The sequence below is a fragment of the Guptibacillus hwajinpoensis genome (genome assembly GCF_001039475.1).
Classification (GTDB): Bacteria; Bacillota; Bacilli; order Bacillales; family Guptibacillaceae; genus Guptibacillus; species Guptibacillus hwajinpoensis.
Window position 1 is genome coordinate 353,445 of record NZ_LELK01000004.1, and the last position, 21,118, is coordinate 374,562.

25 protein-coding genes and 1 riboswitch are annotated in these 21,118 nt (G+C 45.9%); of the genes, 14 read left to right on the top strand and 11 right to left on the bottom strand.

Annotated features, from left to right (window positions below; all coding sequences use genetic code 11):
- Positions 1-10: 10 nt before the first annotated feature.
- From gvpN to sat, 10 genes are all read right to left on the bottom strand, one after another.
- The gene (gene gvpN, locus AB986_RS12180; RefSeq protein ID WP_048311412.1) at positions 11-925 is read right to left on the bottom strand and encodes a gas vesicle protein GvpN; all 915 of its coding nucleotides are present in this window, start codon (positions 923-925) and stop codon (positions 11-13) included.
- Between the two features lie 21 nt (positions 926-946).
- Entirely contained in the window at positions 947-1,213 is a 267-nt protein-coding gene (gene gvpO / locus AB986_RS12185; RefSeq protein WP_048311413.1) for a gas vesicle protein GvpO, read from the bottom strand.
- Positions 1,214-1,276: 63 nt separating this feature from the next.
- A complete protein-coding gene (gvpJ, locus tag AB986_RS12190) occupies positions 1,277-1,537 on the bottom strand; it encodes a gas vesicle protein GvpJ (RefSeq protein WP_048311414.1) in 261 nt (86 codons plus the stop codon).
- Between the two features lie 18 nt (positions 1,538-1,555).
- A complete protein-coding gene (gene gvpQ, locus AB986_RS12195) occupies positions 1,556-1,999 on the bottom strand; it encodes a gas vesicle protein GvpQ (protein ID WP_048311415.1) in 444 nt (147 codons plus the stop codon).
- Positions 2,000-2,032: 33 nt separating this feature from the next.
- The gene (gene gvpT, locus AB986_RS12200) at positions 2,033-2,509 is read right to left on the bottom strand and encodes a GvpT/GvpP family gas vesicle accessory protein (protein WP_236690374.1); all 477 of its coding nucleotides are present in this window, start codon (positions 2,507-2,509) and stop codon (positions 2,033-2,035) included.
- 38 nt (positions 2,510-2,547) lie between these two features.
- A complete protein-coding gene (gene gvpJ / locus AB986_RS12205) occupies positions 2,548-2,808 on the bottom strand; it encodes a gas vesicle protein GvpJ (protein ID WP_048311416.1) in 261 nt (86 codons plus the stop codon).
- Between the two features lie 548 nt (positions 2,809-3,356).
- Positions 3,357-4,073: a hypothetical protein gene (locus AB986_RS12210; RefSeq protein WP_048311417.1), complete on the bottom strand. Its 717-nt coding sequence runs from the start codon at positions 4,071-4,073 to the stop codon at positions 3,357-3,359.
- Positions 4,074-4,203: 130 nt separating this feature from the next.
- Positions 4,204-4,806, bottom strand: a complete 603-nt coding sequence (gene cysC / locus AB986_RS12215; RefSeq protein ID WP_048311418.1) for an adenylyl-sulfate kinase — start codon at positions 4,804-4,806, stop codon at positions 4,204-4,206.
- A 28-nt stretch (positions 4,807-4,834) separates the two neighbouring features.
- Positions 4,835-6,595 (bottom strand): SLC13 family permease, encoded by a 1,761-nt coding sequence (locus AB986_RS12220; RefSeq protein ID WP_048311419.1) that lies wholly within the window; start codon positions 6,593-6,595, stop codon positions 4,835-4,837.
- A gap of 20 nt (positions 6,596-6,615) precedes the next feature.
- Positions 6,616-7,818 carry a sulfate adenylyltransferase gene (sat, locus tag AB986_RS12225; RefSeq protein ID WP_048312840.1) on the bottom strand — a complete coding sequence of 401 codons (1,203 nt, stop codon included), beginning with the start codon at positions 7,816-7,818 and terminating at the stop codon, positions 6,616-6,618.
- Positions 7,819-7,987: 169 nt separating this feature from the next.
- On the opposite strand from sat, the gene AB986_RS12230 reads away from it, so the two are divergent.
- From AB986_RS12230 to AB986_RS12300, 14 genes are all read left to right on the top strand, one after another.
- On the top strand, positions 7,988-8,398 hold the full coding sequence (locus tag AB986_RS12230) for a ferritin family protein (RefSeq protein ID WP_048311420.1): 411 nt from the start codon (positions 7,988-7,990) through the stop codon (positions 8,396-8,398).
- A gap of 94 nt (positions 8,399-8,492) precedes the next feature.
- A riboswitch (cobalamin riboswitch) is annotated at positions 8,493-8,676 on the top strand.
- 386 nt (positions 8,677-9,062) lie between these two features.
- The gene (locus AB986_RS12240) at positions 9,063-10,046 is read left to right on the top strand and encodes an ABC transporter substrate-binding protein (RefSeq protein WP_048311422.1); all 984 of its coding nucleotides are present in this window, start codon (positions 9,063-9,065) and stop codon (positions 10,044-10,046) included.
- On the top strand, positions 10,030-11,070 hold the full coding sequence (locus tag AB986_RS12245) for a FecCD family ABC transporter permease (protein WP_407921921.1): 1,041 nt from the start codon (positions 10,030-10,032) through the stop codon (positions 11,068-11,070). The genes AB986_RS12240 and AB986_RS12245 overlap by 17 nt, the downstream gene beginning before the upstream one ends.
- A 2-nt stretch (positions 11,071-11,072) precedes the next feature.
- Positions 11,073-12,542: an adenosylcobinamide amidohydrolase gene (locus AB986_RS12250; RefSeq protein ID WP_048311424.1), complete on the top strand. Its 1,470-nt coding sequence runs from the start codon at positions 11,073-11,075 to the stop codon at positions 12,540-12,542.
- Positions 12,539-13,504 (top strand): adenosylcobinamide-phosphate synthase CbiB, encoded by a 966-nt coding sequence (cbiB, locus tag AB986_RS12255; protein ID WP_048311425.1) that lies wholly within the window; start codon positions 12,539-12,541, stop codon positions 13,502-13,504. The genes AB986_RS12250 and cbiB overlap by 4 nt, the downstream gene beginning before the upstream one ends.
- Positions 13,479-14,549: a threonine-phosphate decarboxylase CobD gene (gene cobD / locus AB986_RS12260; RefSeq protein ID WP_048311426.1), complete on the top strand. Its 1,071-nt coding sequence runs from the start codon at positions 13,479-13,481 to the stop codon at positions 14,547-14,549. Before cbiB ends, cobD begins: the two co-directional genes overlap by 26 nt.
- Positions 14,537-15,103, top strand: a complete 567-nt coding sequence (locus AB986_RS12265) for a bifunctional adenosylcobinamide kinase/adenosylcobinamide-phosphate guanylyltransferase (protein WP_048311427.1) — start codon at positions 14,537-14,539, stop codon at positions 15,101-15,103. The genes cobD and AB986_RS12265 overlap by 13 nt, the downstream gene beginning before the upstream one ends.
- On the top strand, positions 15,100-16,584 hold the full coding sequence (locus tag AB986_RS12270) for a cobyric acid synthase (RefSeq protein ID WP_048311428.1): 1,485 nt from the start codon (positions 15,100-15,102) through the stop codon (positions 16,582-16,584). The genes AB986_RS12265 and AB986_RS12270 overlap by 4 nt, the downstream gene beginning before the upstream one ends.
- Positions 16,581-17,372, top strand: coding sequence for an adenosylcobinamide-GDP ribazoletransferase (gene cobS / locus AB986_RS12275; protein WP_048311429.1), 792 nt, complete (start codon positions 16,581-16,583; stop codon positions 17,370-17,372). The genes AB986_RS12270 and cobS overlap by 4 nt, the downstream gene beginning before the upstream one ends.
- The gene (locus AB986_RS12280) at positions 17,330-17,944 is read left to right on the top strand and encodes a histidine phosphatase family protein (RefSeq protein ID WP_048311430.1); all 615 of its coding nucleotides are present in this window, start codon (positions 17,330-17,332) and stop codon (positions 17,942-17,944) included. Before cobS ends, AB986_RS12280 begins: the two co-directional genes overlap by 43 nt.
- Positions 17,896-18,330, top strand: coding sequence for a bifunctional adenosylcobinamide kinase/adenosylcobinamide-phosphate guanylyltransferase (locus AB986_RS12285; protein ID WP_048311431.1), 435 nt, complete (start codon positions 17,896-17,898; stop codon positions 18,328-18,330). The genes AB986_RS12280 and AB986_RS12285 overlap by 49 nt, the downstream gene beginning before the upstream one ends.
- Positions 18,331-18,342: 12 nt before the next feature.
- Positions 18,343-18,933: a cob(I)yrinic acid a,c-diamide adenosyltransferase gene (locus AB986_RS12290; protein WP_048311432.1), complete on the top strand. Its 591-nt coding sequence runs from the start codon at positions 18,343-18,345 to the stop codon at positions 18,931-18,933.
- Between the two features lie 3 nt (positions 18,934-18,936).
- Positions 18,937-19,422 (top strand): ECF transporter S component, encoded by a 486-nt coding sequence (locus tag AB986_RS12295; protein ID WP_048311433.1) that lies wholly within the window; start codon positions 18,937-18,939, stop codon positions 19,420-19,422.
- Positions 19,419-20,153: a hypothetical protein gene (locus AB986_RS12300; protein ID WP_048311434.1), complete on the top strand. Its 735-nt coding sequence runs from the start codon at positions 19,419-19,421 to the stop codon at positions 20,151-20,153. Before AB986_RS12295 ends, AB986_RS12300 begins: the two co-directional genes overlap by 4 nt.
- An 89-nt stretch (positions 20,154-20,242) precedes the next feature.
- Here the strand turns inward: AB986_RS12300 and AB986_RS12305 are convergent, their stop codons facing one another.
- Positions 20,243-20,860, bottom strand: a complete 618-nt coding sequence (locus AB986_RS12305) for a cell wall hydrolase (RefSeq protein WP_048311435.1) — start codon at positions 20,858-20,860, stop codon at positions 20,243-20,245.
- Between the last annotated feature and the right edge of the window lie 258 nt (positions 20,861-21,118).

Here is a 21,118-nt window from a genome sequence, read left to right on the forward strand (position 1 = left end):
GAGCACTCCTTTACTCTTCGTAGACTTTCATGTTTTCACATGCATCTATAATTAATTCTTCTGCTTTTCTGATCGGATTCTCATCGTCAATGCATTGACTGACGCTGTGTGCAATTATATCGAGACATAGACGTTGAAATTCAGAATCTTTACCGTCTATGGGAATATCTGATTCAATAGCGAGCCTTGCAATCATGAGAGAGGCGCGTAAACTAGGGCCGCCGCCGTTACAATGATCACGCATTTCCGAGATCAGGTTTGTAATAGCCCGCGCTTCACTCAGCACCAAGTTTGCTTTCTCAGAAACGATTAGCATTTCTCGCTCACTGTCTTTGTAATCCACATGGATTGTAATCAAGCGATCTAATAACGCATCCTGCGTTTGATAAACACCAGCATATTCGGCAGGATTGCTTGTGAAAATGATTGAAAAAGCTGGATGAACCCTGATAAACGGCTCCGTTAATTTAGATCCGTAGAGCGGAAGAACACCTTCTTCCAAAATCGAAAGGAAAAGATTATTCGTCGTTGGCTTCGAACGAGTGAATTCATCGTAAACAAGCGTATAGCCGTTTTTGACTGCTTCTAACAATCGTCCATCTCGCCACGTTTCAGTTACACTTTCGTCCTTCTTATAAACAGATCGTACATATTGATCGACCACTTTCTTGCTTGTATAGCCCGTGAAATCACCAATTAAATCCTTGTTATTTAATTCATGATTTCCATGCATCAGCATAACCGGACGCTTTCTTTTCTTCGCTAACGCAAGTGCGAGAGAGGTTTTCCCAGCTCCAGAAGGACCAATAAAATGGACAGGATAACCTGATTTCAGGTATTGAAGAGAACGAGAGAGCAGTTCTTTCGTTTCATCGTCCTGTATGAGCTCTCGATTGTTCTTACTTCTGTTCGTTAGAACCGTCACATCACTAACCTCCCGCTCTTCCTACATTTCCTGCCCAATCGCACTTCGGTAACGAATATCTTTTCTTGAGAAAGACGTTACTTCTTTATCGTTATTTAAAAGGACTTCATACGTCCCGAGCATTTCATCTTTTGCATACTTCTTCATATATTCCTTCTCCTCAATAACCTCCGCAATGACACGCCAGCCTTCATTTTCATTCACTTCAACTGAGGTAATCTTGTGGAGAGGAGCGATATGATTATTGAAAAAATCAGCTACATTATTCATGATCTCTTTAATTTCCATAGGGACCTCCATCTTAAAGTAGGGGAGATGGCCCTAGAGCCACCTCGCTACCTAGTTTTGTGCTTAAATACTAAACTGTGCATTTCGTTCATTCGTTTGGTTCGCAAGTCCTTCTTCCTGAACGTCATCACGAAGCAAACCAACGGCCTCGGCATAACGTAACCAAGTATCAACACTCGCGATTACGACTCTAGCTTCAATTGTCAGAATTTCAATTCCGACAACAGATACGCGAGCAAACGCGTCAATGACGATCCCCTTATCAAGAATTCGGTCAATAACCTCCGCTAAACTTGAACTATCTGAACTTTTTTGAATAGCCATGTTCATTCTCCTTTCGAATTAAGAAGTCATGCTCTTAATGTTTTTTGATGATTTAATATTTTCAGAACGTTTAATTTGAGTCGAGCTCTTAATGTCCATCGAACTCTTAATATCGGTAACACCTTTGATCTTCGTTCGACTTTTGTTGGATGAAGACACTTTTTCTTGGAACTCTTCGCCAGCTTCCTTCGCATTGCCTAGTTTTTCACGGACGGACAAGAGAACGTCCTGAACTTTCTCTTTCGCATCTTCTGCTTTCGAGTGAACCTGATCGGCATTCTCTTTTTTCGTCCGCTCCAACTTCTCAGAAGCTTCCGTTACTTTCGATTGAATCCCGTCTTGAACATTATCCCGAAAATCATCGACTACTTTTTCTTTCACTTTTTCCTTCACCTTATCTTTCACAGGTTCAGGTGCATGTTCCATGACCTTCTTGGCGATTTTCTTACCCGGATTACTCATCCAATCCCTCCTTTAAGGAAAGCTGAATGCTGATCACTTTGAATCCACAAGACTCGACAACATGTTTTCAATACGATCCAGTCGTTCGTTTAAGTTCTTATTCTCTTCCTTAATTTCTTCGATTTCTTCGTTTGAATGGGAAGAAGGTTGTTCCGTTTCCTGCGCTTCTTCGTTTTTCTTCCTTGGAGCCAAACGTCCTTCGTATTTGCTCATATAACCGGTAGCTGTCTGCCTTAACGTAATAAGAGCCTGTTCCGTAATGAATTCCTGAGCAGTTCTTCTAATCTCCTGCCCAGCGTTTCGAACTGCTTCAGACTTCCCGATGCTATCAACAACCTTTTTGCTAGCGCCGGGACTCGATAAAAGACCTATCCCTGCACCAACTACGCCTCCGAGAATCGCGTAATTAACAGAAGGCCGATCCCCGCTGTTACCCTGTGTTTGTGTATCGCCTTCCGCTGGTTGCGAAAGGATCTTGCTGCTTGTGTTTTTATCTTTGATTTCAGCCATGATTCACCCTCATCTCTGTTAAAAATATAGAAGTAACGTTAAACACTGAACTGTGGTGCTCGTTCGTTATCTTGTTTCGATAAACCATCTTCTTCAACCTCATCACGGAGAAGCCCAACAGCTTCCGCATAGCGTAACCACGTATCCACACTTGCAATAACCACGCGAGCTTCAATGGTAAGAATTTCAATTCCCACGAGAGAAACTCTCGCAAAAGCGTCAATCACAATTCCTTTATCCAAAATTCGATCAATGACTTCCGCAAGACTCGAGCTATCCGAACTTTTTTGAATACTCATCACTTTCACTCCAATCTGTTCCTAATTGTGTGTCTTAAGTCTTTAGACCCGTTTTTTCTCAGTTGCTTGGGCAGTGAATTAAACGGAATATACCTCGTTATGAATAGGATGAAACGTCACCAAAACGGTAATTGGTAAAAAGAAGCATTACTTTTCCATCTTTTGGACAGGGTGGATCACTTTTGTAATAAAACTTTCTATGAGGGCTAAGGGTTTAAGCGAAAATAGAGGCTATAAAATGTCAATTATTACGATTTTTTTACAAGTGAAAGCGGATTAATTTGATTAGTTGAGAGTTTGTGTGGGAGTAGTATAAAAGGCTCTATGGTGGGGGTCGGAGCGAAAAAAAGAGAATTAAAAAAGAGTGGGGTCAGGCGCGTGCCTGACCCCACTAAAAGACAAAACAACAAAAAGTGTCCACCATTGGCGGACACTTTTTCTCAACATCTTATACGGTTAGTGTTCATTAAACCCTTATAGGGCAGCGGTTTTCTGCATTTAAGTGGTGAGAGGGGTCAGGCACGAGCCTGACCCCCATCACTGCACAATCAAACAGTCTCAGCCCGCATCCTTCTCCCACGAACCTCACGATACACCTTCCACATAATAAACACTCCGAGCCCAATCATCACAATACTCAGCGTGTAGGTTACTTGCACAGGTTTGTCATCTTTCACAAAGATGCCGAAGTAACCCCATAGAAAAACGAAGGGATAGATTAAATCATCATTATAGAGACTAAAGTAAACCGCAAGTCCGCCTCCGATAATCAGCATAATGATGGTCCAACCGAGTTCGTTCAATCCAAATATCAAATCCACGCCATTTGCATTTGCAACGATAAAGGCATCCACAATCGTTGCGATCGATGTCCAGGCGAGGTAGAAGGAGAAAGGAATAATAAAGAAAGAAGAGCGGTCAGGGTTTTTCGTAATTAGTGCGTAAAGCACAGACAGTGTAATTAACGAACCTGCGATAAAGAGGAGTGAAGCAGTGGTGCCAACTAGCACTGATGTACCTGAGAGCAACATGCTTGATGAAAACAAAAATGAGATCTTCTTATAAAGCGCTCGATCTCGTTCATCAGCCGTAAATTGCCTTACAAGCGAGATTAAAATTAACAAATAGATTAAAAACCAGATGGAGAACGTAAATCCAGAAGGTGCGATAAAGGCTTCATCGCTCCCACCCATATCGCCAGCAAAAACGAACGATGCAATAAGTAAATAGATGAATGCAGCTATGTTCACAAGCTTCATAATCAATGTAAGTTCCTCCTTTAATAGGTCTACTTACAGATAAGTTACCCTGTTTGTACGCATCCTATTATTGAGAAAAAGAAGAAGGGGGTCAGACAGGGGTCTGACCCCCTTCTTTATACCCCCTCCTAAAGACCTACTCCAAATACCCATTCACCTTCAAATACCCAACGATCATCTCCACCGCTTCCACAACGGTTTGCTTCTCCGTATCAACCACAATCTGAGCTGAAGCAGGCGCTTCGTATGGAGAGTCAATGCCGGTAAACTGACTAATCTCGCCATTCCGCACTTTCTTATAAAGTCCTTTCGGATCACGCGCTTCACACGCTTCAAGACTTGCTTTCACGTAAATTTCAATAAACTCGCCATCCTGGAAAAGGGACCTCACCATCTCTCGATCGCGCTGAAACGGAGAAATAAACGCCGTCAGAGTCACGATCCCAGCATCCACAAATAACCGAGACACTTCCCCGATTCTACGGATGTTCTCAACCCGATCTTTATCAGCGAATCCAAGATCACGATTCAACCCGTGCCGCACATTATCGCCGTCTAACCGATACGTATGAACATTCAACCCGTGCAACACTTTTTCAAGCTCGACCGAAATGGTTGATTTCCCTGAACCGGAAAGTCCAGTAAACCAGAGCACTGCGCCCTTATGTTTCTTTAACGTCTCGCGGTCATGCTTCGTCACTTTTCCTTCATGCCACGTTAAATGATTCTCTTCCACCACTTAACACCTCCTACCTCATTCGACTAAGCTAGAACCACATAAACCGAACAGTAATAACCGTTACAATCATCACAATGACTGTCAGTGGAGCGCCAATTTTAATAAAATCCTTAAATCGATACCCGCCCGCGCCATAGACAATCAAATTTGTTTGATACCCGATTGGTGTCATAAAGCTCGACGATGCAGAGATGGCAACAATAATCGCGAGTGGCAATAGATCGATCTGCATCGTTTTTCCAACCTCCACAACAATCGGAAACATTAAGACCGCTGCTGCGCTATTTGTCATCATTTCTGTGAAAATGTTCGTTAGAAGATATACGCTTAGAAGCACCGCGATCAGGCCATACGGACTCGCAAGATTCATAAGAAAATGGGCGATCGACGTGGCCACTCCTGAATTTGTTAGAGCTAACCCAATTCCAAATGAGCAAGCAATCATAAGGAGGACGTGCCATTGGATTTGATTTTGAATTTCGCCAGGCGATACGAACTTAAAGAGAAAAAGGAGCAGCGTTGTAATAGCCATCGCCGTTAACATCGATAAGATCCCGCTCGTCACAAGCCCAATCATCACAGCTAATAAGCCAATCGCTAACCAGCCCTTCTTGATTTGCTTCGGCGTTACCAACTTCTCATCAAGGAGTGTAATCGAATAAAAATCAGCTGAACGCTTCTTTTTACTAAACTCGTCTCCTACAATCATTAAAAGAATGTCGCCAGGCTTCAGGATAATGTCACCAATTTTGGCTTTCAATCGATGGTTCTGACGATGCACCGCGATAACAGCGGCCTGGTGTTGGCTTCTAAAATCGGTGTCTTTAATTTTCTTAAAAAGAAGCGAAGAATGATGCGTGACAACCGCCTCGATAAGTCGGTGATCTTCAGGGAAATGAGAGCCTGAACTGCTTTGAAGCTCGAGTCCTTTTACGCGTTGAAGTTCGGTAATCGTTGAGATATCACCTGTAAAAAGAAGAAGATCACCCTCATGCAAGAGCGTTGTGCTTGAGACTGGTGCGATCGCCGTGTTGTCTCGCAATATGCTAACAAGATACAGCCCTTTTAAACTCCGAAGCTTTGCGTTTTTTACCGTCTGATTTAAGTAAGGAAAGTCACGAGTCACCAGTACCTCGCCAGTGAATTCTCTTAATGCCTCTGATTCCGTAATCACGTTCACCTTGCGATCTGGCAATAGCGCCGAGCTACAGAAAATCAAATACCCAAGCCCGATAAGCGTAATTGGAATTCCGACAGCACTTAACTGAAAAAAGGACAGCCCCTTATGCCCATTTTCAATTAAAAGTCCGTGAACAACGAGGTTCGTTGACGTTCCGATTAGCGTAATCGTGCCACCGAGAATGGTGGCATAGGAGAGTGGGATGAGAAATTTAGACGGAGAAATGCCTTTATCCTCACACCATTTCTTCACCATCGGCGTCGCCGCAATCACGATCGGGGTGTTGTTCACGAAGCCAGAAAGGAGCGATATCGGAGGGAGCAGTCTCGCCATAATGTGATGATTGGACGTTGCGCCTTTAAGTAAACGTTGAAGAGCACGATCGACAATGCCGCTTTTTTGGATTGTCCCGGCGACAATAAACAACAGCCCAATTGTCAGCATCCCTTCATTCGAAAAGCCAGAAATCGCTTCAGCAGGTGTAATGATGCCTGTTAAGACAAATACCATCAGCGTGGAAGCGAGGATTACTTCTGGCCTTTCGATTTCAAAGAGTAGGCTCATTAACATCAAACTCATCGCAATCACTACAAAATAAAATTCAATCATTGTAGATGCTCCATCGCCAGTTATTTTTCTTCATTAGTACGATTCATTTCATCCATTAATACCTCAATCACTTCAGGTCGCGAAAATTCTTTCGGAGGGATTTGTCCATTCTTCAACATCTCACGAACCTTCGTGCCACTTAAATGGATATGGAAATTCGCTTCGTGCGGACACGTTTTCGCCGTCGCCATGCTCGCACATGTAATGCAGTAAAAGGCATGCTCGAACGCCAGTATCTCGATGCCAAGCTCTTCTTTTGAGAATTGTTCAAAAATCTTCTGAGCATCATAAGTTCCGTAGTAATCGCCAACCCCGGCATGGTCTCTTCCAACAATAAAATGAGTGCAGCCAAAATTTTTGCGCACAAGGCTATGAAAAACAGCTTCACGCGGACCGGCGTATCGCATTGCAGCTGGAAAAACAGACAGCATAACACGGTCCTTCGGGTAGTAATTTTTCAAAAGAACGTCGTAGCTCTTCATTCTAATTGGAGCAGGAATGTCATCTTTCTTCGTATCGCCAACGAGCGGGTGAATCAAGAGACCATCCACGATCTCAAGCGCCGTTTTCTGAAGATACTCATGTGCGCGATGAATCGGGTTTCGTGTTTGAAAGGCGACAATTGACTTCCAACCGAGCTCTTCGAAAGTTGTCCTTAGCTCAGCCGGCGTTTGGAAATTCTCACGAAGCTTTTCAGGATGAGTGAGGAGCGTAATCGGACCTGCGAGATTATAATCTTCCTTTTCTAGCGTTTTCTGAACGCCAGGATGATCGGGATCAACCGTCCCATAAACAAAAAACGCTTCAGCTTTCTTGCTATATTCATACATCTCTTCAACTTGAAGTAATCCATAGATCTTTCCATCTTCACCCTTTAGAGAGACGGTATCACCAGGAGAGAGCGTTTCGACCATTTCTTTAGAAACAGAAAGTGTAATAGGCAAGCTCCAGATTGTCCCGTTTTCGAGCCTCATTTCTTTAAGCACATTCACGTAATCCGCTTGTTTCATAAAGCCCGTTAATGGACTGAATGCCCCCGTCGCAATCAGGTAAAGATCAGATAAGCTCCAGGAAGTTAAGGTGATAGACGGTGACCAAGCTGCTTTTTCTAATAGGGATTTCCTTTCAGTGTCTTCCGCTATTCGGTTAATGAGTAGTCCTCCATGTGGTTCAATCACTGAGTCGTTCTCCTTTCTACATAAGGTAATTATTGCTATTAGCATATGAGCGGGTGAGGGGAGAAGAGCGGGCGAAAGGAGAAAATGGGGGTTAGAGGATGTGCTATATAACGAACGGGGTCTGACCCCTGTCTGACCCCCCGCCCTTTCCATTCACCAAAACATAGGCATCCATCATACACTGTGCTATCACGTGTTCAGAAGGAGAGAGATCATGTATCCGTATTACCGCACGCTTGTAGAGGATATTGCCACCGCAATCAACGGTGAATACAGTGCTGTTCAGTGTTATAAGAAACTCGCTAGGCTCGCACCAAATGAAGCCGAGCGAAAGCAAATTAAGGAAATTAGAAAAGATGAGAAAATGCACCTTCAAGCTTTCCAAACCATTTACACCCAGCTCACAGGTCAACCGTCTTCACCTCAGGTGACAGAGGAATGCCCTGATGACTATAGAGCTGCTATTGATTTCGCCTTTAGAGATGAACAAGAGACAGTCGATTTCTATCTAGATATTGCAGATCAAACACAGGATCCATACATTAAAGAAACGTTCAAACGAGCAGCTGCTGATGAACAAAATCACTCTGTATGGTTTTTGTACTTTCTGACGAAGAGAAGATAGTAAAAAGGTCTTGTGGGGTCTGACCCCTGTCTGACCCCCTTCCCAGACCCCCTTCCCACTTTCCACTCCAATCGTGTATAATAAAAACTGCAATTACATATCACTCGATCCAGGTGTCTTCACGATGAAGACTTAAAAGGGAAGCTGGTGTAAATCCAGCGCGGTCCCGCCACTGTAAATGGTCGTAAGCTGCAAAATCCACTGTTCGCTCAGCGAATGGGAAGGAGCAGCGCGCGTTAACCATGAGCCAGGAGACCTGCCTGAATCACAAGCACGAACAACCTACGAGGATAGGGATGTGCGAACGGATTCAGGTGTTGGTGTATACTTTTTCAACTCAACAACCTCTACTTCCATTCGGCCATCTCCATGCTCGTGCGTGGGGATTTTTTGTTTTATTGAAGGCAATTTCCGTAGATATTGTTGCTGAAAAGTGGTTAATTTTCGCTCCAGGATGCTCGCTTTCCGCGGGGCGGGCGGTGAGCATCCTTCCGCTCCAATCAGCTAAGTGTGGTTTTTTACCAAAACCTTTTTCAAATCAACAATTCATAAGAATAAAGCCAAAATGAAAAATCCCTTTCGGAGGAGTAAAGCATAAGAAAACGAAGACTACTGCCATCTGGCACCAAGTTGGGTTTTTCTAAAAACAGGAGGAGAAACACACATGAAAAAGCTCTATTCATTACTCGTCTTACTACTACTCGTTACAGGAATCATGGCCGGATGTGGATCAAATGAAGCGCAGAACAATACGAATGAAGGAAATACAAATACAGAACAGGCTGAGAATACAGAAGATAGCGCTTTCCCAGTCACAATCACTGACGCGCTTGATCAGGAAGTGACGATCGAAAATGATCCTGAGAGAATCGTCTCTCTAATTCCAAGTAACACAGAAATTCTTTTTGCACTCGGTGCAGGTGAAGAAGTCGTTGGCGTGTCGGACTTCGCGAACTACCCCGAAGAAACGGCTGATATCGAAAAAGTTGGCGGGATGGAATTCAACCTTGAGAAAATCATCTCCCTGGAGCCTGACCTTGTGCTAGCGCATGGCTCAAGCGCACATAACTCAGAAGCAGGACTTCAACAGCTTCGCGATGCGGGTATAAAAGTCGTTGTTGTAAATGACGCAACAAGCTTTGATGAAGTGTACAACTCTATGGAAATGATCGGACAAGCAACCGGTGAAATGGAAGCGGCAGAAACAACGATCAGAGACATGGAGAAGAAGCTTGATGAAGTGAAAACAAAAGCAGAAGCGATTAGTGAAGATGAGCAGAAGAACGTCTTTGTCGAAGTATCTCCTGCACCAGAAATCTATTCGCCAGGTAAAAACACGTTCATGGATGACATGCTAACGATGATTCATGCGAAAAACGTAACGCACGACGAAGAGGGCTGGCCAAAAGTCGATCAGGAAGCGATTATCGAAGCGAATCCTGACGTGATCGTGACAACCTACGGTTACTACACAGAAAAACCAGTTGAACAAGTGATGAGCCGAGATGGATGGCAGGATGTAACGGCAGTCAAAGAAAAGCAAGTAGTCGACGTTCACTCTGATCTTGTCACACGTTCTGGTCCTCGTCTTGTTGAAGGAGTAGAGGAACTTGCAAAAGCGGTTTACCCGGATGTTTTTGCGGAATAATCGCCTGATCGCTTATGTCATCGCAACAGCATTGCTCATAGCAGCCATGCTACTCGGCATTTCCATCGGAACGGTTTCTGTCCCAGTGCTCACCATCCTTCAATTAATCGGGGCAGAAGTCTTGCATCTCCCTGGAATGGGAACAATTGATTCAATGTACACAACAATTGTGATGGACATCCGCCTGCCGCGTGTGATCCTGGCAGGACTTGTTGGTGCCTCTCTCGCGATAGCGGGAGCGGCCTTTCAAGGTCTCCTGCGTAATCCATTGGCAGACCCGTACGTGCTCGGGGTGTCATCCGGTGCTTCAGTAGGAGCGGTGCTCGTCTTATTTTTTAACCTATCGCTCCCGTTCATCGGGATTTTCACTCTGCCAATCATGAGCATCGCCGCATCAATCCTTACGATTTTTCTCGTGCTATTCTTTGCGAGACAAATTGAACGATCGATGCGAGTGGAGACTATCATTCTAACAGGTATCGTATTCAGCTCATTCCTTGGCTCACTGCTCTCCCTCATGATCGCGCTAACGGGAGAGGAGCTACGCCAAATTATCGGCTGGCTACTCGGAAGCGTCTCAATGCGGGGATGGGAGTATATCGCGATTATCATTCCGTTTTTCATCATCGGAACTGCCATATTGCTATTCAGTAGCAAGGAACTGAACGCGATGTCGTTTGGCGAAGAACGCGCTCAGCACATTGGCGTGAACGTCGCACGACGAAAACTATGGATCTTAATCGGAGGCTCCATTTTAACAGGAGCGGCCGTCGCGGTTTCTGGAACGATCGGCTTCGTCGGCCTCGTCATCCCACACCTTACCCGGCTATTATGGGGACCGGATCACAGGCATTTACTGCCGCTATCGATACTACTCGGGGCTGCTTTTCTCATCGTGGCAGACCTGATTTCAAGAACGATCATTTCACCAACTGAGCTTCCGATCGGCGTCATCACATCATTAATCGGAGCACCGGTGTTTGCGATCATTTTAATTCGAAGACGTAAGGAAAGAAGAGGATAAGTATGCTAAGCGTGAATCACGTAACAGGAGGATATCCAGGTCATGACGTACTCCATGATCTTTCATTTAATGTGGAAAAAGGAGAGCTCCTCGGAATCGTGGGGCCGAACGGAAGCGGAAAGACGACCATCTTCAAAATGGTTAGCGGCATTCTAAAGGCGCAAGCAGGAGAGATTCTACTAAAAGAAAAGACGATCGCGAGTTACTCTGCGAAACAGCTAGCGAAAGTGCTCGCCGTCCTGCCACAGCATGCTGAACAGGCCTTTCCGTATACCGTCAAAGAAACCGTCTCGCTCGGTCGCTATGCGCATCACACCGGCTGGTTCCAAATGTGGAGTGAGCATGACGAAACCGTCGTGCAGAAGACGATGGAGCAAACCGGAATCGCTCAGTTTCAGGATCACTACGTGAACGAGTTATCAGGCGGTGAGCGCCAGCGCGTTTTTCTTGCGCAGGCACTCGCGCAGGAGCCGGAGATTCTGTTGCTTGATGAACCGACGAACCATCTTGACCTCTCTTATCAGAAAGAACTGCTTGATTTACTGAAAAAATGGACCCGCGAGACGGGGCTCACGGTGATTTCGATTTTTCATGATCTGAACCTTGCTGGCCTTTACTGCGATAGTCTGCTTCTTCTTGAGAACGGCAAGATCAATCTTCACAACAAGCCGAACGAGGTGCTAAACGAGGAGCGCATTCAAACGGTGTATCGCACAACGATCGAGAAGCATCCGCACCCAACCGTGCCAAAACCGCAAATGCTCCTTTTACCAGAGAAGCAGGCGGAGGATTTGAGCGGACTAATCATTGATGAGCGTTACCTGGATCGATCGGATGAACGAATTACGCTTCGCTCGCCATTCCCACTTCGCACAATGTCATCAGGCGTCGTCGGATCTGGGACAGGCTGGTATACGACATTCGTTAATCGCCATGTTGATAAAAGCTACAACTGCTCGAATCATCGTGAGGAAATGTTGGAGTATTTAAAAGGCCACATGATCGATCCTACTGAAACAGTAGGCATGATGACAGCGGTTAGGCTTGAAGATGTAGCTTACAAACTGATCGAAGAAGAAGGGGTTTCTGTCTTTATCGTTGTAACCGCTGGTGTTGGAAACGCCGTTGATGCTTCCAGAAGTAGAGAGCACATCTATGAACCTCAACCAGGCACCATTAACACGTGGGTTTTCGTCAATGGAACATTAACGGATGAAGCGTTCATCCAAAGCATCATGACCGCAACTGAAGCGAAGGTAAAAGTGATGCAGGATCAGGATGTGAAAGACGCTGTTACAGGATCATCTGCAACAGGCACATCAACTGACAGCATTCTAATCGCCGCTACTCAAAGAGGAAAGCATCTCCCGTATGCCGGGACGATTACAACGTTAGGCAAACTCATCAGTCAAGGCGTTTACACGTGTACGACAGAAGCGCTTCAGAAATATAGAGCAAGGGTATCGGTATGATCACGAACCACCTGATCGCGATCAGCATCGCTTTTGTGCTCGATCGCATCATCGGCGATCCGCCAAAATGGCCGCATCCGGTCAAATGGATGGGATCACTCATTTCATTTTTCGATAAGCGATGGAACCAAGGCTCGCATCGCAAGTTGAAGGGAGGCGGGATGACGCTAACCGTTCTCGCTATTGTGATCGGCGCAACGGGTTTCAGTGTGTATCTCGCCTATTCTCTTTCTTCCCTGATTGGCGTTCTCTTTGAAGCCGTCCTAATCGCTACGACCATTTCACAGAAAAGCCTTCGCACAGCAGCTCTCAATGTGTACGAGCCACTACAAAAAGGCGAGCTAAGCGAAGCACGAGTGAATCTCTCGTATATCGTCGGACGTGACACCGAGCATTTAGAAGAAAGCGAAATTGTGAGAGGGGCAGTCGAAACGGTCGCTGAAAACACAAGCGACGGCATTACCGCACCTCTTTTTTGGGCATTGATGGGGGGAAGCACAGCCGCGATGGCTTACCGTGCCATCAATACGTGCGATTCGATGGTTGGCTACCGCGATGAGCAATATGAAAAATTTGGCATGGTATCTGCGAGACTCGATGATCTTGTGAACTGGATTCCAAGCAGACTTACCGGGTTTTGTATGATGCTATTCCAAAAGCCTGATCACCATTCAACTAAACACGCATGGCACATTCTATTTCGAGATGCCCACCAACATCCAAGCCCAAACAGTGGCTGGGGAGAAGCAGCAACGGCAGCGCTTCTAGGCATTCAGCTTGGTGGCATCAATACATATAAAGGTGTAGTGTCAAATCGAGCTCGTATGGGTGATTCGATTACAAAGCTCAGCGCGATACATATCCCAAAGTCCATCACAATCATGCATCGTGCTTCACTAATATTTCTCATCACACTATGGATAGGAGGTCTCATCCTTGGCGCTACCTTCACATGGCTCTAACCCTCACTATTTATATGAATCTCTTAACCTATCTCAGCCGGAGCAATTCATCGATTTCAGCGCAAATCTGAATCCATTCGGACCACCTCCTGCACTTCAGGAAAAATGGACAGAAGCGTACGAGTTAATCACAACGTACCCAGATCCGAACGCTTCATCGTTAACGAGTAAACTAGCAACGCAATGTCATGTAGAAGAAAATCAGCTTCTCGTCGGAAACGGAGGAGCCGAATTAATCACGTTGATAGGACGGTTTCTAGCAGGGGGGCGTGTGTGCATCGTGCAACCTGCTTTCTCAGAATATGAGGCGGCTTGCCGAAGCGCCGGATGCGACCTCATCGATCACACGTTGAAAGATGGAGAATGGCAGCTTGATCCTGAGCACCTTATCGAAAAAATGGATCACCTCGACGCGATCTTTCTCTGCACGCCGAACAACCCGACTGGCGTCGTCTACGAGCGGGATTCCATGATGGCACTTTTAAGAGAATCAGAGAAACGCAACTGCTTTCTCATTCTTGACGAAGCGTTTGTCGATTTTCTTTCGGATGATGCAACTTATGCGCAAGCGATACCTACCTTTTCAAAGCTCATCATCCTACGTTCACTTACGAAAATGTATGCGATACCAGGTTTGCGTCTCGGCTACATGATTGCGCACTCAGGTATCATCAGCTCCATCAAAGCACTACAACCACATTGGAGCGTGAACGCACTCGCATTAATAGCAGGCGAACTGTGCATTGATCAAGAGGATCATATGACGAAAACGTGTGAACTGATTGAAAAAGAACGAAGAAAGCTGCATCAATTTTTCAAGGAAAACAACTACATACATTCTACATCAAGCGTGAACTTTTACCTTTTAAAGGATCTGAATTTAGACGATCAAACGCCACTGCTTCGCTTTCTCATGACCAATGGAATCGTTCCAAGACACACCGAAAACTTCCCGGGACTCGAAGGAAGATGGCTTAGGTTCGCCATTCGAACAAAGGATGAGAACCGAACTCTGATGGAGGTTTTAGGCAAATGGCGAAGGTGATTTTTATTAGCGGTGGTGTTAGAAGCGGTAAAAGTCGCTTTGCGGAAAAGCGGGCAACGACAATAGCTGGAAGCGGAGGTCAATTCCTACACTATATTGCCTGTGGTGAACCGAGCGATTCGGAAATGAGAGAACGAATCGCCCATCACAAACGGCAGCGAGCGGAGGCACCTATTGAGTGGGAAACGTTCGAATGCCCGACTGCGATAGGGAATGTCGCACCTCACCTGAGCCCGAACGGGGTTGTGCTCCTTGATTGTTTAACAACGCTACTTTCAAATGAACTCTTCAAAACCGGTGATTGGTCAGATCAAGCCTTTCAGGAAAAGGTCATGCAGTCGATAAAAAGCGATCTCGCTTCGATCGGTAAAAGGTGTGCCACACTCATCATCGTTAGCAACGAACTAGGGCACGAACCGTTGAAAACAGATCTTGTCCAGGTCTACGCGCGCTTACTTGGTGAGCTTCATCAGTGGATCGTTGAGCAATCAAATGAAGCTTATCTCGTAGAGAATGGAATACCACGATTAATGAAAGGAGAGGTGATGGAATGAATGGAATCATGATTCAAGGCACGGCTTCAGACGTTGGGAAAAGCCTAATCGTGACCGCGTTTTGTCGCCTGCTCGCAAACGAAGGCTACGCTGTTGCTCCTTTTAAATCTCAGAACATGTCCAACAATTCGTACGTGACGATGGAAGGGAAGGAAATTGGTAGAGCACAGGGCGCGCAGGCAGAAGCGGCGAGAACGGAAGCGAGCGTTTGGATGAATCCCATCTTGCTTAAACCGAGGTCTGATCAGCATGCTGAGGTGATTCAGTTTGGAACATCCTACCGTACGCTTTCCGGAAAAGACTACCGCGATTCCTACTATCACATGGGCATCGAAAGCATTCAGCGTGCCCTCAGTCACCTGAATGACACTTACAACGTGATTGTCATGGAAGGGGCTGGCAGTCCAGTCGAGGTGAATCTCAAAGATCGCGAGCTTGTGAACATGAAGGTAGCTGAAATGGCCGATGTACCCGTTCTTCTTGTGGCAGACATTGACCGCGGCGGCGTGTTTGCAAGCGTTATTGGGACGCTTGAGTTACTAGAACCTGATGAGCGTGAGCGCGTTAAAGGAATCATCATTAACAAATTCCGCGGCGATCCGGAGCTTTTTGAAGACGGGATTACGTGGATGGAAGAGCGAACCGGGATTCCAGTAGTAGGTGTTCTTCCTTACGTCGAGCACAGAGTGGAAGGGGAGGATTCTCTCTCCATAACCGATCGCTTTTCAAGCCAGAAAGGCATGATTGATATCGCTGCGATTCAGCTTCCTTATCTATCAAATTATAGTGACCTGGAGGCGTTTCTTGAAGAAGATGTCACGATACGCTGGGTTCAGCACGTCCGTGACCTTGGGAACCCCGATGCGATCATCATTCCAGGAACGAAAAGCACGATTCGCGATTTGAACTGGCTGAACGAACGAGGCTTTGGCGATTATTTACGCGAATATGAAGGAAGCGTTATCGGCATTTGTGGTGGCTATCAAATGCTGACGGATACGCTCGTTGATGAGTACGGATCAGACACAGGCAAGCCCGGTACATCAATTGAAGGTGTCGGAATGATACCGGCGACAACATCCTTTCACAGTAGGAAAACGACCATTCGAGTGAGCGGAAAGCTACATCCAGCTACAAACGTAGAGTGCGAAATGGAAGGGTACGAGATTCATTTAGGAGAAACGGTTTTCGAACTTCCAGCTGAAAAGCCCTTTCTTCAATTGAATGACGGTCGCGCGGAAGGGTACTACAGCCAAGACGGTCGAGTGATCGGAACGTATGTGCATCATCTTTTTCACAATGATGAATGGCGGACAATGTGGCTGAACCGCCTTCGTACGCGAAAAGGACTTATGCACCAAAAACAAGTCAATCGCTCTCAAATGAAAGAGCAAATCTACGAAAATCTCGCGAATCAGCTGAAGCCGCACCTGAATTGGGAGCTGATCAAAGAATTTCTTTTCCAGCGTGATCACGAATGAGCTGGTGGCAGGGATTTCTCATCAACCTACAATTCTTCACAGTTTTTCCCGTTCACCGTGAGATTCCGATGGAGCAGGCGCAACTCAAGCGTTCGGTCCAATCCTTTCCGCTGCTTGGGCTTCTCCAGGGCATTCTCTCGTCAGCGCTTCTCTATTCGCTGATTGAATGGACGCCGTTTAGCACGCTCGCCGTCGCGTTTATTCTCTGGCTATTTCTGATGATCATAACAGGTGGCATTCACCTTGACGGCTGGATCGATGCGAGCGATGCGTTCTTTTCTTATCAAAATATTGAGAAGCGGCTAGACATTATGAAGGATCCGCGAACAGGAGCGTTCGGTGTACTGTCAGTCACTGTGTTGCTTAGCGCGAGGTTTCTCTTTCTCTATGAAATTGCCGGACAAGCGGAGATGATGACGTATCTATTAATCGCTATCATCCCCTTTTTAAGTAAAAGTGTGATGGGGTTGTTTCTCATAACAATCGAGCCGGCAAAACAGGAAGGTCTCGCTTACTTTTTTCAGAATAAAATGCCAAGGTCTTCTCTATGGATCTATCTCGTTTATGTTGGGCTAATCATCTTCGCAACGCTCTTTAGTTCAACCGTTGGAAGTATGCTTATCATTCTGCTGTGCGGAGTGACGGTGGTTGTAGCATGGTTTATGAAAAGGAAAATCATTCGCTGGTTTGGCGGTGTGACGGGTGATTTGCTTGGAGCTAGTGTGGAAGGAACGGAGGTCGTGCTGTGGATGATCGTGTGGTTATTACATTATTTCGTCATGGGGTAACAGAAGACAATCGGCGCGGTGCTTATATCGGGTGGACGAACTCTCACTTGAGTGAAGAAGCAACGTTTCCAGAAGTAGATGAGGATGACTACGCTCTTATTTGGATGAGTGATCTCGACCGGTGTACGGAAACAGCAGAACACCTATTTCCATCCAAGGGAAAGAAGAAGAATGATGCTTTTCGAGAAATGCACTTTGGCGAATGGGAAGGAAAGGCGTATGCCGACCTTGAGCATGACGATCACTATCGAAGGTGGATATCCGACCCTCTAACCGTTTCCCCTCCTGGTGGAGAGAGTTTCAAAGAATTTGGGGGACGTGTTGATAAAGCGTTCGATTCCGTCATCGATCAGGTCAAGCAAACGCCAAATCGGAGTGCAGCGATCGTGACGCACGGTGGCGTTATTCGCTATTTGTTATCGAAGTACGCACCTATAGAGCGTTCGTTCTGGGAATGGCACGTTCAACACGGCACAGGCGTTTCGCTCGAATGGAAACGGAGCGAATGGAGGAGTGATGCACGATGCATTTCGTTACGGGAGGTGCCTATAACGGCAAAGCCAAATGGGTGAAAACGTTCTATGGAATAACGGAGAACCACTGCTGGAAATCTGGATTCAATGAGAAAAAGATTCCCCTTGATGATCGTCGCCTTTATGGAGATGTAGTCGTCTTTGAAGGTGTTGAGCACTGGATCAAAGAGCTAACCTCGGACGCGGACCTTTTAGAATGTCGAGAAATATGGCAATCGTTGCTCAGCATCTGGCATGCATGGGAAAACGAGCGAGAGGAACGAACCGTTGTGATCATTGGTACGGATCTATCAAAAGGAATTGTGCCAATGGAAAAAGAAGATCGAGACTGGCGTGACCTGACAGGATGGGCTTATCAAGATCTAACTGCTGTTGCAGACCGCGTTGATGTGATCTGGTATGGCCTGAATCAACAGCTAAAATAAGGAGGAAAAGAAATGAGAATCTATACACGTACTGGGGACGAAGGAAAAACAAGCATCATCGGTGGACGAGTTGATAAAGACGATGTGAGAGTGGAAGCTTACGGAACGGTCGATGAAGTGAATGGGTTTGTCGGACAAGCAATCGTTGAACTGAGTGAATTGGCTGAGGAGAAATTCAGTGACATAGTAGAAGATTTAGAAAAAATTCAGCATGAGCTGTTCGATTGCGGTGGGGACTTAGCGAACGTCTCACCGAAACGTGAAGACAAACTAATGGAAGAATCGATTACGTACCTTGAAGGACGCATCGATGAATACATTGAAGAAGCACCAGCCCTCGAGCGCTTCATCCTTCCAGGTGGAAGCAAACCGTCTGCTACCATCCATATCGCCCGCACGATTACCCGTCGCGCTGAGCGCCATGTTGTGAAACTAGCAAAGGAAGCGGAGAATCTACCACCTGTTCCAATGAAATACTTGAACAGACTATCCGATTACTTCTTCGCTCTTGCCAGAGTCATCAACTTCCGTCTGAACGTAAATGACGTAGAATACGCAAGAAGCGCGAAAGTATTTCGCGGTGGGAAGCGTAAAGGAGAGTAAGCAATGAATGGAAAACGGGCAAGCATCCTTGCCATATTCATTGCTTTGTCAGTCATAGGAGCTTTCATTAAAATACCCGCTATCGTTGGAAGCGTTGCCCTCGACGTGTTCCCAGCCCTCGTTGCAGCCGTTCTGCTCGGAAGTAGAAGCGGAGCGCTGATCGCAAGCTTCGGACATCTTTTATCAGCCTTACTCGTTGGCTTGCCACTTGGCCCGCTCCACTTGTTAATCGCAGCAGAAATGGCAGCGCTCGTTTGGCTCTTCGGAAATCTGTATAAGAATAATAAACGAAAGTTGGCTACGGTCTCATTCTTGGTAGGAAATGCTTTCGTAGCACCACTGCCGTTCCTTTTTATACTTGGAAGTGGATTTTATGTGGCTCTAGTACCAGTCCTTGTTGTCGGTTCTCTTCTTAACCTTGGTCTAGGGATCGTGTTAATCCCACGCCTCGCGATGATAGTTGAGAAAAAAGGGGTGGTGAATTCATGAGAGATGCGACAGTTATTCCTTTAGGAGATCAGTATCTTGTTATTGCGAGCGATAACAGCGGTGGGATTGGACGTAAAGAGCACGATATTGTCCAAGTTCCGTATGATCTTGTTTCCTACTATTCGTTCAGGGTCGCTGTAATGGAGTGCCTGTCACTTGGAGCTACCCCCTCTTCCGTTGTCATGCATAACTTTTGCGGTGATTCAGAATGGGCGACACTAGTAAGCGGAGTTGAGCGTGGAATACGGGAGATCGGATTAAGCGACACAACGATCACAGGTAGTTCGGAAACAAATATGCCGTTGCTTCAGTCAGCGCTTGGGGTTGTTGTGATTGGGAAGAAGGAAACGAATGAGCTAGCGGATATTCGTATCGGCGAGTTGAAATTTGCTGTTATTGGTGAGCCGCTAGTTGGGGAAGAAGTCGTTAGTCAGGAATCTGTCATTGCACCGCTCTTATTATTCAGATGGATGTGTGAGCAAGAAGGAGTTCGAGGTGTTATTCCTGTAGGATCAAAGGGGATTCTTTATGAATTGAATCAGCTTGTATCCTCCTCTGTACACATTGAAGAGGAAATGGTGACGGTGGATCTCGACCTTCATAAATCTGCAGGACCTTCGACTTGTTTTATTGTTGCGTATGATGAAGCTGTTCATGAGCAGGTGAAAGATGAGGCAGGTTCACACTTTTATCAGATCGAAGTAGAAATAGAAGAAGAAAGCGAAAAATAAAAAGGGGGTCAGGCACGTGCCTGACCCCCCTCACAAACAAGAAAGCCGCAAAGTCCGCCTGAGGCGGACTTTGCGGCTTTCTTTAGAGCTTACCTTGCATAAACATGCTTCCCGATCGTCTTAATCACATCACGAGAGTAAATCCACTCGTCCGTTACGCCACTTGGATTGTAGTAATACGTTGCCCCACCGGACGGGTCCCATCCGAAGTAAGCATCCTTAGCTGCTTGATAAGAAGAAGGATCCGGCGTGAGCCAGAACTGTCCATCATTTAGAGCCGTGAAGGCATTTTGCTGATAGATTACGCCGTATGTACTACTAGGAAATGAAGTAGACTGGACGCGATTTAAAATAACGGCCGCTACCGCAACTTTTCCTTCGTATGTTTCACCACGCGACTCGCCATGTACAGTGTGAGCCATCATTTCAAGATTGCTTAGCATGTTCAGCGTATTCGTTCCCGCTATACCATCTGCTCTGAGCCCGAAATCGACTTGGAAATCTCGGACAGCTTCCTTCGTGATGGATCCATAATAGCCTGTTGGCGTTGTATGGAAGTAATCTAACTTCTCCAAAATCGACTGCATGTGTTCAACTTCTGATCCATTTGACCCCGTATCCATTAAAGCAGAAGCACTGTCTTCTAGGATGAATAAATAAAAGCATGCCGCAAGAACGATAGAGCCTAATACGTGTACAAATTTCATAGAAACTCTCCTTTCATCGATAATAGGTTCATTATAAATGAGGTGGTATAGGAAAGATATGGGAAGAATGTAAGAAAAGAAGAAATGGGGTCAGGCACGTGCCTGACCCCACAAAAGAACAAAAGCAAGTCAAAGTCCACCTCACACGGACTTTGACATCCTACCTTCACTACTAATCTTAATTACATAAATGATTAACAGCATTTTACAACTTGAGCTAACCCAACTATGCTAGGTACATAATCAAAAATAATGCTC